Here is a 14,152-nt window from a genome sequence, read left to right as displayed (position 1 = left end):
CCAACATTCGCGCTAACCGAACATTGATAGAGAGTTTGCCATGTCGACCGACTACGACTTCCGCTTTGGCGGCATTCGCCGCCTTTACGGCCAGCGCGCAGCCAATGCCTTTCGCCACGCCCACGTGGTGGTGGTCGGCGTGGGCGGGGTGGGCAGCTGGACGGTCGAGGCGCTGGCGCGCTCAGGAGTTGGCAAGCTCACGCTGATCGACCTGGACGACGTCTGCGTCTCCAACGTCAACCGCCAGCTTCACGCCCTCGATGGTACCATCGGCCAGCCCAAGGTCGCGGTGCTGGCCGAGCGCTGCCGCTTGATCAACCCTGACATCGAGATCATCGCCGATACCGCGTTCGTGACCCCGACGAACCTGTTTGATCGCATTCCCGATGATGCCGACCACGTGGTCGACGCCATTGACAGCGTGATCGCCAAGGCCGCGCTGATCGCCTGGTGCAAGCGGCGCAAGATCCCCATCACCGTGACGGGCGCGGCCGGCGGGCAAACCGACCCCACGCGCATTCAAGTAGCGGATCTCACCCGCACCGAGCACGACCCGCTGCTTTCGAAAGTGCGCTCGCGCCTGCGTCGGGACTACCACTTCTCGCGCAACCCCAAGCGGCGCTTTTCGGTCGAGTGCGTCTACTCCGACGAACAGCTGGCCTACCCAAGCGCGGACGGCGAAGTGTGCCTAAAAAAGCCCGGCAGCGGGGATGCCACCCGGCTGGACTGCGCCTCCGGCTTTGGCGCCGCCACCTTCGTCACCGGCACCTTTGGCTTCGTGGCGGCTTCCAAAGTGCTGGAGCGTCTGGCGAAAAAAGCCCACCTGAGCGATGTCACCCCCGTTACTGAAAAGGAAAGCGAATGACCGCCCCCGTTCCCGGCATTTACCGCCACTATAAAGGCGCCCTTTACGAGGTGCTTGGCACCGCTCGGCATAGCGAAAGCGAAGAAGAGCTGGTCGTTTATCGCGCGCTGTACGGTGAGTACGGCCTCTGGGTGCGTCCGCTCGAGATGTTCAATGAGCACGTCTTGATCGAAGGACGCGACCAACCGCGCTTCGCTCTGGAGACGCCTTTTTAGTCAAGTTTACTTCGATTATGTAAGCAATTTCTTACATTTGTGTAAGTGATTCGCTCCTTGTAGCGGATACGTTTGCGCTTGTCGCCCAGGTCGTTATTCTCGTCATTCTCTAGTGACGGGTTAAGAGGCAAGGAGCAGCGCAATGGCAAAAGGAAAAGGGCTTCAATTCACTCTCACGCTTGCGGGCGTGGATGACGTCGCGGTCATCGACTTCACCCACCGCGAGGCGCTCTCCGAGCCCTTCGAGCTGACGCTGAACGTCGCCAGCCGCGAAGGCGACCTGGAGGCTTCCGAGCTTCTTGACCGCGAAGCCACGCTGACCGTCTGGCAGGACGGCGAGCCGCTGCGCCGGGTCCACGGCATCATCAGCGAGTTCGGCCGGGGTGATCGCGGCCATCGGCGCACCTTCTATTCACTAACGCTGCGCCCGGCGCTCTGGCGCACCTCGCTGCGCCAGAACTCGCGCATCTTCCAGAAGGTCGACCCGCTCACCATCATCAACACCCTGCTGGACGAGCGTGGTATTACCGATGTCGCCTTCGCCGTCAGCCGCGAACCCCTCGAGCGGGAATACTGCGTGCAGTACCGCGAAACGGATCTCACCTTCATCGAGCGCCTCGCCGCCGAGGAAGGACTGTTCTATTTTCACCTGTTTGATGAAAAAGGCGAGGACAGCGAGGGCGGCGCCCACCGGCTGGTGTTCTCCGACGACCCCCAGGTGCTGACGAACCTGGGCGAGCGCACCTACCACAGCCGCGCCGGCGGCACGCCGCCTACCCGCCACGTGCGCAAGCTGAGCCACACCGCCCGGGTCGCCGCCGCCAGCGCCCAGCTCAAGGACTACAGCTTCAAGAACCCGGCCTACGCCCAGCTTCACGATCACATGGGCGATGACGTCGCCGAGCACGGCCAGCAGACCGACTACGAACACTTTGACTACCCCGGCCGCTACAAGGAAGACGCCTCCGGCAAGCCCTTCACCCGCATCCGCCTGGAGCACCTGCGCCGCAACGCCACCACGGCCAGCGCCCAAAGCGATTTGCCCGAGTTCGCCCCCGGCGCGCGCTTCACGCTGACCGATCACGACACCGAGAGCCTCAACCGGGACTGGCAGGTGGTCGCGGTGCACCACGCCGGCGAGCAGCCCCAGGCACTGGAAGAGGACAGCATCAGCGCCAGCGACACCGGCGGCATGACCCGCTACGTCAACCAGGTCACGCTGATGCCCGGTGACGCCGCCTGGCGCGCCACGCCGAACCCAAAACCGCGGGTCGACGGCCCCCAGGTGGCTTTCGTGGTCGGCCCGGAAGGCGAAGAGATTCACTGCGACGAGCACGGCCGGGTCAAGGTCCAGTTCCCCTGGGACCGCTACGCCGAGCCCGATGACACCGCCAGCTGCTGGGTGCGCGTCTCCCAGGGCTGGGCCGGAGGCGGCTACGGCAGCATCGCCATCCCGCGTATCGGCCACGAGGTCATCGTCTCGTTTCTGGAAGGCGACCCGGACCAGCCGCTGGTCACCGGGCGCACCTATCACGCAGTCAACCAGCCGCCCTACGATTTACCGGCGAACAAGACCCGCACGGTGCTGCGCACGCAAAGCCACAAGGCTGAAGGCTTCAACGAACTGCGCTTCGAGGACGAGGCGGGGGAAGAGCAGATCTGGGTCCACGCCCAGAAGGACCTGGAGCTTTTAACGCTCAACGACCGTACCGAGGAGATCGAAAACGACAGCTTCCTGAACGTTAAAAACGACCGTATCAGCGAGGTCGATCACGATGATCATCACACGGTGCACGGCGACCGCTTCGAACATGGCGAAGGCGATCAGCACTTCACCGTGCAGGGCAGCCTGCACCTCAACGCCGGCCAGGCCTGGCTCAGCGAAAGCGGCCGCGAACTCCACATCAAGGCCGGTCACAAGGTCGTGCTGGAAGCGGGCAGCGAGATCACCCTCAACGCGGGCGGCAGCTTCATCAAGCTGGATGGCGGTGGCATTACCATCGTCGGGCCGACCGTGAAGGTGAATGCGGGGGGCAGCCCGGGTAATGGGACCGGGCAGGCTGTGGAAGACCCGCTATTGCCCGGGCGGGCGGTGGCGGAGGCGCACGAAGCGATTTCCCCCGTATCGCTGCCAGCCGGGTCGTTACCCAGGGTGAACGATTACCAAATGAGCGATGCCGCGCTCATGCCGCTGTGCGGCAAAATACACAACACCCAGTGCACGCGTGAGGACTGCCCATGTCTAGCTGGCTAAAAGAGATTCCCGCGCGCAGCCAGCCATGTAAGCGGCCCGCGACAAGCGAAAAAACGTGGTGGTTGATACTCGATCAGCGCCGTGATCCGGCGCGATGTGCCGCCTGGTTGAATCAACCGGGTCGTAACGAGTTCATGACGCTATTTGCCGGCACGCCGCTGGCACCGCTGATTGAAGCGAGCCCGTGGCTGGTAGAAGTAGTTCCTGGCAGCCCGGCTGCGCTAGAAGCTGAAGCGTTTTGTCATCGACAACTGGGATGGATAGCGACGGCCAAACCTGGTGCCACTCTGAAAAGCATGGCCGACCACCTCGGAACACTCTTTGTTCTATCGGACCCGCATGGCGGGCAGTCGCTCATCAACCTGCAAAAACCCGCCGCCTGGACCGCCCTGCTGGCCAGCGCTGATCCAGTCACCTGGCGTCATCTTGTTGCCCCGTTCAGCGCGCTCTACATCCCCACGCCTGAAGGAAGTTGGCGAAAGTGGCCGGCGCCTGAAGAATTGGCGGGTGATCCACCCTTGATTCGTCTGGACAGGGTCACGGAGCAGGCCCTCAAGGAGAGCAGCCGCGCCTGGTGGCTAAGCGGTGCCACTAGCACGCCCATGGAGGCGTTGCCCCAGAGCTGGATAGACAGATTAGGCCAATGTGTAGCGGGCGGTATAAAAAAAGACCGCTATCTAAAGAGGTTGCTTTACATGGTACAGCAAGCTGATGAGCAAGCGTGGTCTGAAGTTGAGGGAATTATTAAAAGTCAGAGCTTAACTACTGTTCGGCGTATTCATTTAATCGAGAGAATGACCTGATGCTTAACGAACCGAATGATGAAAACAGCATCTTATTGAGATTGAATAGCTTCAACCTTGGGCCTGCAACTGAGGAAGTCGAAGATTCAGAGCCTTTGATGTGCACGGTCAAAAATTGGGCCGACATTATTTATCTTACCGGAACCGGGGACTTCTGGCTCTTGACTGAGAAGATGGCAGAATCGCTGCATAGTGCTGCAGAGGAGCTTTCTGAATGGGCAAGCATTGAAGATCATGAACAGAGGTTCGAAAAGCTATCAGACGAGGCAGGCCTGTTAGAATGCTTTTTAGCCGTCAGGCCTGAGAATTTTCTCGATGAAGGCGAGCGCCAGCTAGCGTATGAGAAACTGAATCGCTTGTCAGAGCTTCTAAACGAAAATCGTCAAGAAGAAGATGATGAGATAGATGCAGCGGAGAGCGTTAGAGAATATCAACCATTACTCGAAAACGCATGGTATTGGGTCAACCCTGTTGCCGTATCTGCTAACTACGCTTGGAACCGCTTTAGGCGCCCAGAAGAAACTCGGCTAATTTCTGAGTTGAACGAATTATATAAAGAGGGAGAGCGGAGGGCTAAAGAAGGTGGTTATACGATAGAGGGTGATAATTATTACGGCGCCTGGGAAAAGGAGATACAGGAAGCCATTGAAACATATCGCCAGTGCCGCTCCAAAGTTATTAAAGACCAGGTATCGGTGGATAATCCTGGCGGTACCTTGTCCATTCGAGAAGCGCTTAAAGAATATAGCGAATTCCTGGCAGATTGCGAAAGCATGTCCCCGGTTGACTCATCCCGCTGTGATGTCATTAAAACCTACTTCTTGGAAAAGGAGGAAGAACTTTCTAATGATGTTCGGGCTTATGAGGATAGTATTCTGGCCTTGGCGGCGATGGGGATCGCGACCCCTGAGTGGGCGCTTGCTGATGTGACAATGCCGAGCACAGATGCTCAAGCTCCGCAGGAAAGCGAAAATGCATTTAATACTTATAATAAAGTTCTCAAAAAAGCGGTGGATATTTTGGACTCGGTAGAGCGCAAATTGTCTGACTGGGCTACCGCGACAGCACGAAATACTGCCCTGCCGCTTCAGTTGTTTGAAGGTGAACGCAGAGATTTTAAAGAATTAACGGATCAATTGGATACACTTTATGCATTAGCAGAAAGTTCGGTCGAACAGATGACTCCTAAGCGAGTCCTTTTTTGGCAGTCTGATGTAGATGATCCTCGTTATGCCCTTGGTTACGAGCGTCAACAGACTAATACGTTAGTGCGAAGTGATTTCCCTCTCAGGGAGTTCAGCTCTCCTGTTTTGGATCGAGCGCTTAGCCATATAAGCATGAAAAATCTGATGAAGGATATGACCGAAGGCGAGCGACATATAGTACAGCAATGCCTGGAAAGTGATGGCGTGCTTCCGGCTACGCTTTGGGAATCAAGAGAAACCGCGCTCTCTTACTGGTTTCAGCAGCGCGGCTGCAAAAGAATTTCAGCTAAGTCTGAGTGGTTTGAGGATGGAATAGGCAGTTTTATTCCTGAAGCGCTATTTAGTTATTTGTCTAGTGATCCTAGTGAACAAAATCATGTTGAGTCGTTGGCAGATGCCGGCGCCAAGGAACGCTGGGGTAAAAATTTACAAAGGATTCTCTTTACCGGCCCAGGCAAGCAGAAACTGCGCCTGTTTGACGCTAGTGCCCAAGCGCAGATGTTTCGTCTGGTCAGCATGTCCAGCGCCGAGTTGAACGAAGCGCTGGATATTGATGACCCTCTCGCATTAATGTCTTCCAGCGCTACCCTCGAGTTTTTCAAAGACAGTAGCAGCGGCGGTATTGAGGGTGAAAACTCGTTAAGAAGTAGCTCGCGCCAGGGCGGCACTGAAGACAGGCTAGATGTATGGGGAGCGGGTTCAAACAATCGGGAAAGCACCAGCAGTAGAAAAAATTTTGATGAGAATAAAAATAGCGTAAGTGCCAATTATGAACTCTCGATGAAACGAACAGCGAGTTTGGCTCGCGGCGAGGCAACGCTGGGGCCATTCAATTTTCCTGAAGAGGCGGATGCTCAAAATATTATAGCGGTATTGAACCAAAACGGTGGAGAAGAACGAGACCTGGGCCGTTACTCACTTCAAGTTGCTGCGGTAGCCAAGGGGTTTGCAGGCGCCACGCTTGAGCTATCCGCACAGGCAGGCATCACCTTTGATGATAAAGGGCTCAATATTACAGGAACGGAATGGGCGTCCAGAGATGCTGAAGTAGCGAAGGTAAAAGTCTTTGGAGGCGCTTCCTTAGGGATGAAGCTCAATAGCCGCCTACGCTGGAAACCGCCTGAAGACCTGACCCGACAGCTTCCTCAGCTCGCAGATCGCGACTGGCTCTCACTAGCTGTACAGGGAAGCTCATTCGACAAGTGGCAAACACTCGGCACCGTGGTGGTCGGTGGGGACGTAAATGCAGGCTATGGCGGTGAGCTGGGCATGCGTCTTGGTATCAAGAACGGTAAATTTGTGGCGTATTTTCGCGCTCAAGTGGTTATTGGGCTCGGGGCAAAAGGTCAGCTCGGCGTTGAACTAGACCTTAAACAGCTCAATATCTGGTTTATGATGCTAAGCCAAGCTTTGCGCGATAACGACTATGGCTTTGTGGAATGGATCGATAAAGAGGCATTTGATCTATATCGCAAGCTCGCCTACGTGGGAACCACGACTTTGCTGGATATAGGGCTACTAGCTGCTAGAGACTTTGATACGGTTAATCGCCTTTATGATTTAATGACCCAAGGTGATCGAGCAGGATTGATTGCAGACGCTTTAGTAGACACTGCAGGTAACTTGAAATTGGAGCGTGAACTTGCAACTTGGGTTCAGCATCTTCCCCCCGAAGCGTTAGGCCCCCTTCTTTATACGTTAACAACGTCGCCCAGTGTATGGGGTTACTTCTCTGGCAGGAGAGGAGCGGCGATAGACCAGCAGCAAAGAGCCATAGCGCAATGCCTTGAGTGGCTAGAGCAGGGCTATACTGCTGACGGCCATTTTGATCGCGAGACCGCGAGTCAATTATTTGAACGTTCGGTAGCACGGATGACCCAGACAGGCGAGGTTGATAACTACTCTTCCTGGATCGTTGCTTACTGTGCTAACCGAGAATTGTTGGACGCATTCATGGAGCAAACGGGAGAAAACATTCCAGCGGCCCAAGATGCGCGGGAGCAATACTCCCAAATAGCAAGCCGCTTGGGACGTGATCCTAAGCAATTTAGTGAGACTGTTTTTGATAATGGCTTAAAAATTCGTACTACTAGCGCAGACAGCAGATAGGATGATTAATACAATGTTGCTCAGAAAGGCCACACTTGCCGCGCTGTTTTTATGGTCTCTCAATAGTTGGGCCCTACCTGCGGATATTCAAGCTGCTAAAGACGAAGGCATGCGCCTTTATAATATAGGTCAATCGACTACAGCCATGACCTACTTGAGCCAAGCGGCTAACGCCGGTGATGTAGAGTCCATGTACTACATGGGTGAGGCAGAGCGTCGCCAGCACATGCTGGGATTTACTAACGAGGCCATGGGATGGTACTTGCAAGCCGCCGAGCAAGGTGACCCTTATTCGATGCTGCGCCTGTTCAACGGCGGCGCCTGCCTGATCAGTGACCGCTGCCCCGAGGAGGGTGATGACTGGCGAGAAGCGGCACTGGACGTCACGCTGCCCAAGGCCGAGGCAGGGGATCCAGAGGCAATGCTCGCGCTTCACTATATATACAATACGCTGAATCACGAGTGGTGGGATGTCATATTTAACTGGCTGGGTATGCCCACCGGCTCCAACAAGTGGTTAGAACGCGCCGCCGAGGCAGGGCTGCCCGAAGCCCAGACGACCCTCGGTAACCATATTATGAATCGGAAGGGCTGGTACTTTACCAAAAGCCGTCGACTTACCGCTGCTGAAAAATGGACCGAGCGCGCCGTAGAACAAGGCTATGTTCCTGCCATAGAGAGGATGGAAATTATTAAGAGAAAGCAGGAGGATTTTGAAGAAAGCTGGCAGTGGATGGAGCGTGCTTCCCGCGAAGGAAGTGTCAGTAACCGTTTAGGCTTGGGGTGGTGTTATCTGGACCCTTCCTATTCCCCTGATGGTCGATGTGTGAATGAAGCTGACCCTATACAAGGTTGGGCAATACTCTACTCATTAAAAGCCGAATTAGAAGATAACAGTGCAAAAAATATTATGTCCAGGAACAGCGACAAGTTAACCGAAGCAGAGCGTCGAGAAGCCGAAGCGCTTGCCGAAGAAGAGTGGGTCGACCGTGAGCCGCCACTTTCAAAATTCCCCCCGAGGTTTGGATACTGACAGTTTTATGGCTCTGAGAATTCGGTTAACCGGTTTGCTCTTGGCGCTGATGCTGTGGCCTTTGAATGGCTGGGCGCTTAGCGAAGGCGCTCAGGCCGCTAAAGATGAAGGCATGCGATTATGGGGCATTCACCAATGGATAGACATGCAGCCTTTCCTGGAACAAGCGGCGGTTGAAGGCGATGTCGAATCCATGTATTACCTAGGTGAAGCGACGCGCTTACTCGGCCGTGGACAAAGTAGCGACGCTTTGGAATGGTACTTGCAAGCCGCCGAGCAAGGTGGCCCTTACTCGATGCTGCGCCTGTTCAACGGCGGCGCCTGCCTGATCAGTGACCGCTGCCCCGAGGAGCGTGATGACTGGCGAGAAGCGGCACTGGACGCCACCTTACCCAAGGCCGAAGCGGGTGACCCGGAGGCCATGCTCGCACTTGCTTATATCTACGACAGTCTGGATAACGCTTCCTGGCTAAACAAAGGGCTTACCCTGCTGAGCATCCCAACCCGTGCTACTAAATGGCTAAAACGCGCCGCTGAGGCAGGACTACCGGAAGCTCAAACGACTTGGGGCGATCGCATCATGGACTGGCATGGCTGGTATTTCACTAAAAGCCGCCGTCTGGCCGCTGCCGAAGAATGGTTCGAGCGTGCTGCAGAGCAGGGGGATGTTCCAGCGATGGAGCAAATGGAACGTGTTCTTAAAAAGCAGGGTAATATCGAAGCAAGCTGGTACTGGTTAGAACAGGCATCCCGTCAAGGGAGTTACGAGGGGCGTTTAGGAATAGGTTGGTGTTATCTAGAGAGAGATTTTTCTTCTGAGCACCCTTGCCCCAATGAAGAGGATCCTGTTAAAGGCTGGGCAATTCTTTATGCCTTGGACGATGTGTTAGGAGGTAATAATACACCTAGCAGCATTATGGACCGGAATCAGGATAAGTTAAGTGACGAAGAGCGTCGAGAAGCTGAGGTTCTCGCCGAAGAAGAGTGGATTGGCCGCCAGCCGCCTATTTCAAAATTCCCACCGAGGTTTGGATACTGACAGCTTTATGGCTCTGAGAATGCTGTTACCTGGTTTGCTCTTGGCGCTGATGCTGTGGCCTTCAAGTGGCTGGGCGCTTAGCGAAGAAGCCCAGGCCGCTAAGGACGAAGGCATGCGGCTCTGGGGCATCCACCAGTGGGAAACGATGCAGCCACCACTGGAAATTGCCGCTGAAGCAGGCGATGTCGAGGCGATGTATTACCTGGGCGAAGCCAATCGGCTGCTTAGCCGCGGCTTGTCGAATGCGGCCATGGATTGGTACTACGAGGCCGCCCAGCACGGCGAGCCCTATGCCATGCTGCGCCTTTACTCGGGTGGTGCCTGCAAGCTTGGCGATGTCTGCCCCGATGAAGGCGACGACTGGCGCGAGGCGGCTCTAGAAGAGACCTTGCCCAAGGCCCAGGAGGGCGATACCGATGCCATGCTCGCGCTCTACTCCATCTACGCCAAGTTAGGCGATAGCGAGACGGCCAATGAATGGCTGCTGGAAGCAGCGGAAGCGGGTGATACCTATGCGCAAGACTGGCTGGGGCGTCAAATCATTGGTGATCACGAAGGATACAGTAATGACACCGAGCGGTTTGAGGCTGCCGAAGCATGGTTTCGTCGTGCGGCAGAGCAGGGCTACGGGCCTTCCTTGAAAAACATATCGTCCGTATTATTGCATTTGGGGCGTTCAGAAGAGGCTTATGAATGGCTGGCAAGGGCATCTAATGCTGGGTTGGTGGATGCAAGATTAGGTATTGCATGGTGTTATTTAGATCCTGATCGCGATGCTCTTTGTGTTAATGAGCAAAATACGGCAGCAGGGGCCGGTATTCTTGAGGCCATGATAGAAGAGATTGATAAAACCGAAGTGCAATTCTTGCTGGACAATGTGGCACAACTACTCACAGATGAGCAACGCGAAGAAGCCAACGAGATTAAAGCCGAATGGCTTAATCACGAGCCGCCACTCTCCTATTTTCCGCCCAAGTATGGTTATTAATGAAAAAGTCGCTTTATCGAGCGTTATGCAGTCTCGCTACCGTCGCTGCTGCCCTAACGCTGGCGATGCCTACCTATGCAATCGACGAAGGCACTCAAGCAGCCAAGGACGAAGGCATGCGGCTTTGGGGCATCCACCAGTGGGAAACGATGCAGCCGCCACTGGAAATTGCTGCAGAAGCAGGCGATGTCGAGTCGATGTACTACCTCGGTGAAGCCAACCGGCTGCTTAGCCGCGGCTTGTCCAATGCAGCCATGGACTGGTACTACCAGGCCGCCCTGCACGGCGAGCCCTATGCCATGCTGCGTCTCGACTCCGGTGGCGCCTGCAAGTTGGGCGGCGTTTGCCCCGAGGACGGCGATGACTGGCGAGACGCGGCCCTCGAGGTGACCCTGCCCAAGGCCGAAGACGGCGACCCGGAGGCCATGATGGCGCTCTACTCCATCTACGCCGTAGAGGACAGTGAGGCCGCCAATCACTGGCTGCTGGAAGCGGCCGAAGCAGACAACGTCTATGCTCAAGACTGGTTGGGAAGAAGAATCCGCGATGGTGAAAGTGGCACTAGTTACACCAACGATACGGAGCGCTTGGAATCGGCTGAGGCTTGGTTTCGTCGGGCGGCCGAGCAGGGCTATGGGCCATCTATGAATAGATTGTCAGTGGCTTTAATGCAATTAAATATGTTTGAAGAGTCTTATGAATGGTTAGAGAGAGCTTCAGATTCTGGAGTTATGGACGCGCGCCAACACTTGGCTTGGTGTTACATAGAACCTGAACATAGTGAGCGTTGTTTGAATGATCAAAACATTCCTGCAGGAGTCGGCATATTTGAAGCGATAGAAGAAGAAACAGGGGATAATGATGGTCAGTTTGTGTTGAATAAGATCGAGTCATCCTTAACTAATAGGCAGAGAGTTGAAGCTGACTCATTGAAGAGCCAATGGCTAAATCATAAGTCTTCACTTTCCTACTTCCCCGCTAAATTTGGTTATTAATGTTAACACTGCTTTACCGCACTCTATATTGCCTCACCACCGCCGTTGCCCTGACGGCGGCAATGCCCGCCTATTCGTTCGACGACGCTACCCAAGCCGCCAAGGGCGAAGGCATGCGGCTCTGGGGCATCCACCAGTGGGAAACGATGCAGCCGCCACTGGAAATTGCTGCAGAAGCAGGCGATGTCGAGTCGATGTACTACCTCGGTGAAGCCAACCGGCTGCTTAGCCGCGGCTTGTCCAATGCAGCCATGGACTGGTACTACCAGGCCGCCCAGAAAGGTGAGCCCTATGCCATGCTGCGCCTCGACTCAGGGGGCGCCTGTAAGTTGGGCGGCGTTTGCCCCGAAAACGGCGATGACTGGCGTGAAGCGGCCCTCGAAGAAACCCTGCCCAAGGCCGAAGATGGCGATGCCGAGGCCATGATGGCGCTCTACTCCATCTACGCCGTAGAGGACAGGGAGGCCGCCAATCACTGGCTGCTTGAAGCGGCCGAAGCAGACAACGTCTATGCTCAAGACTGGTTGGGACGAAGAATCCGCGATGGTGAAAGTGGCACTAGTTACACCAACGATACGGAGCGCCTGGAAGCGGCTGAGGCTTGGTTTCGTCGTGCGGCCGAGCTGGGTTATGCGCCTGCGATGAGAAACTTATCTGCAACTCTTGCCCAACTCGGGCTGGAAGATGAGTCTTATGAATGGATGGTAAAGGCATCTGAAGCTGGCGTCATTGATGCACGCTTAGGAGTCGGTTGGTGTTACTTGGAACCAGAGCACGATGCAATCTGTCCTGAGGAAGCTAATATAGTCGCTGGAGTCGGTATTATAGAAGCAATGACAGAAGAGATTCAAAGAGATACGTATCTGACCTTGGTGAACGATATTGAGACTCCTCTGACGGAGAGTCAGCGCAAAGAAGCCAATGAGATTAAAGCCCAGTGGCTTAACCACGAACCACCGCTTTCCCATTTTCCCGCTAAATTTGGTTATTAATGTCAACGCTGCTTCATCCCTCTCTATCCGGCCAGTCTTGATGAATGGTCGCAGCCCGTGTCCGAAGCTCAATGGGCCAAGCCCAGCCAGGAACTCACGCGCCTCTTAAACGAGGTCAAAAAGCGTCATGCTCGGCAGCCGAACCGGCCAATTACGGCCATCTTCGCCGAGGTTTATGCCAAGGAAGCGCCTCTTTCTGCCTGAGGGGACAAGAACATCACAGCCAGTGCCCAAAGCGATTTGCCGGAGCTCACGCCCGGCGCGCGCTTTACGCTGACTGACCATTACACTTTGAGGCCAAACAGCTTTACCCCAGAGCACTATGCGGTTGCCGTACGTTTTGAACGCTTGAATGAAGCCGGGCAATATCAAGCCAATGCCAATGATACCCAAGTAATCTATCTGAACCCCTCCCTGGGTATTGGGCCAGAATCACACTACCAGCCAACCGATAGTGTCAACGCGCCGATTGAGCCAAGGGGCTGGTACGCTATTGATCCAAGCACCATGGTAATGAATCCGTAAACAGGAGCCTAAATGGCCAAGAAACATAAAGGCTTCACGGGGCCTGAACCGACCAAATCGCAGCAAGCGGGTAAGGTGGAGCGCTTACCGGCTGGAAAAATTATATTTCTGGCACCTCACCCCCTTCCAACTGGTGAGCCGGCACTAAACGAAGGGGCAATCAGCGAGCTTAACGATACTTGGCTGGATTATGGAGCTGGGTGGCCTGGTGTGTTTGGTAATCAACTAATCATAGCCTTGTCATTTTGGTCTTTCCTTTTCATGGCTGTTGTTGCGCCGCTATTACTTTCGCCGTTTATGTCTCAAAGAATGTTTAACGCTCTTTCTGATGGTTTTATAAGAAATGGCCTCTATATGGCGGCTGTTGGACTGTTTTTTGGGCTTTGGGGAGTACTTTCTGTGCACTCGAAACGCAAAAAAGTTATCCCGACGCGTTTTCACCGCCAACGTCGTGAAGTATGCTTTGTTCCGGAAAGTAAAAATGGTGATGGCTACGAAGCCCCTGTGTTTGTACCCTGGGAATCACTCCGGGTATGGGTTTTCGAGGCCCGTGGTGCTACGCAGTATGGTGTGCAACAACAGTACGGCATGGGGATCGGCTATGTGCTGCCTGGCACCGACCAATGGGTGAAAACCGAGTTTATGACGTCTGGATTACCACTGGCCCTGGCCGAGTGGGAAGCCTTGCGGGGTTATATGGAGTATGAAATCAACTCCCTGGATGAGATTCAGAGCCCCCTTGCCATTCGAGAAGAAGGTGATCCGCCTTGGGAGGGGGCGCATACCATCCGTAATGCCTGCCGCCGTTTGCATCGACGCCGCCGCAACGGTGAAGTTGGCTGGTTCTACACGCTGGGTTGGTATCTCTATCACCTGCTCACCTTCTGGACGCTACCAGGGTATCTGGCCGAGCTCGAGACGTGGCTACTTAGGCGCTCTGGTAAAAAGACACTGCCTGCTGAGATGGTGGAGTGGTCGAAACCATTGCCCGAAGAACAGTGGGCCAAGCCAAGCGACGAGTTGGTAAGGCTCTCTGAAGAAGCCAGGCGGATTCGTAACGCCGACCCACAGCGGCCCATCGAAGAAGTATTTGCTGAGGCTTACCGGCGGCAGGGGTTAGAAACCTGAT

The 14,152-nt window shown here is 55.1% G+C and carries 11 protein-coding genes; all 11 read left to right on the top strand.

Translation table 11 applies throughout. The features are described 5' to 3' along the window. Positions 1–40 precede the first annotated feature (40 nt). The 11 genes from tcdA (at position 41) to ACWHVV_RS14660 (ending at position 14,151) form a co-directional block, all read left to right on the top strand. The gene (gene tcdA / locus ACWHVV_RS14710; protein ID WP_447926901.1) at positions 41–865 is read left to right on the top strand and encodes a tRNA cyclic N6-threonylcarbamoyladenosine(37) synthase TcdA; all 825 of its coding nucleotides are present in this window, start codon (positions 41–43) and stop codon (positions 863–865) included. Further along, entirely contained in the window at positions 862–1,080 is a 219-nt protein-coding gene (locus ACWHVV_RS14705; protein ID WP_447926900.1) for a DUF1653 domain-containing protein, read from the top strand. The genes tcdA and ACWHVV_RS14705 overlap by 4 nt, the downstream gene beginning before the upstream one ends. 142 nt (positions 1,081–1,222) lie before the next feature. Then, a complete protein-coding gene (locus tag ACWHVV_RS14700) occupies positions 1,223–3,334 on the top strand; it encodes a type VI secretion system Vgr family protein (RefSeq protein ID WP_447926899.1) in 2,112 nt (703 codons plus the stop codon). Then, complete coding sequence (locus ACWHVV_RS14695) at positions 3,319–4,137, top strand: DUF4123 domain-containing protein (protein ID WP_447926898.1); 819 nt, start codon at positions 3,319–3,321, stop codon at positions 4,135–4,137. The genes ACWHVV_RS14700 and ACWHVV_RS14695 overlap by 16 nt, the downstream gene beginning before the upstream one ends. Further along, entirely contained in the window at positions 4,137–7,451 is a 3,315-nt protein-coding gene (locus tag ACWHVV_RS14690; protein ID WP_447926897.1) for a hypothetical protein, read from the top strand. The genes ACWHVV_RS14695 and ACWHVV_RS14690 overlap by 1 nt, the downstream gene beginning before the upstream one ends. 1 nt (position 7,452) lies before the next feature. Beyond that, positions 7,453–8,484 carry a tetratricopeptide repeat protein gene (locus ACWHVV_RS14685; protein ID WP_447926896.1) on the top strand — a complete coding sequence of 344 codons (1,032 nt, stop codon included), beginning with the start codon at positions 7,453–7,455 and terminating at the stop codon, positions 8,482–8,484. Between the two features lie 49 nt (positions 8,485–8,533). Further along, the gene (locus ACWHVV_RS14680; protein WP_447929165.1) at positions 8,534–9,523 is read left to right on the top strand and encodes a tetratricopeptide repeat protein; all 990 of its coding nucleotides are present in this window, start codon (positions 8,534–8,536) and stop codon (positions 9,521–9,523) included. Beyond that, positions 9,426–10,511, top strand: coding sequence for a tetratricopeptide repeat protein (locus ACWHVV_RS14675; RefSeq protein WP_447926895.1), 1,086 nt, complete (start codon positions 9,426–9,428; stop codon positions 10,509–10,511). Before ACWHVV_RS14680 ends, ACWHVV_RS14675 begins: the two co-directional genes overlap by 98 nt. Continuing rightward, the gene (locus ACWHVV_RS14670; protein ID WP_447926894.1) at positions 10,511–11,506 is read left to right on the top strand and encodes a tetratricopeptide repeat protein; all 996 of its coding nucleotides are present in this window, start codon (positions 10,511–10,513) and stop codon (positions 11,504–11,506) included. The genes ACWHVV_RS14675 and ACWHVV_RS14670 overlap by 1 nt, the downstream gene beginning before the upstream one ends. Then, on the top strand, positions 11,506–12,498 hold the full coding sequence (locus ACWHVV_RS14665) for a tetratricopeptide repeat protein (protein ID WP_447926893.1): 993 nt from the start codon (positions 11,506–11,508) through the stop codon (positions 12,496–12,498). Before ACWHVV_RS14670 ends, ACWHVV_RS14665 begins: the two co-directional genes overlap by 1 nt. Positions 12,499–13,035: 537 nt before the next feature. Further along, positions 13,036–14,151 (top strand): hypothetical protein, encoded by a 1,116-nt coding sequence (locus ACWHVV_RS14660; protein ID WP_447926892.1) that lies wholly within the window; start codon positions 13,036–13,038, stop codon positions 14,149–14,151. The last annotated feature ends 1 nt before the right edge of the window (position 14,152 follow it).

The organism is Vreelandella sp. EE27 (genome assembly GCF_968206495.1).
The sequence above is the reverse complement of the archived record's forward strand: the minus strand, read 5'-3'. Positions and strand labels throughout refer to the sequence as shown.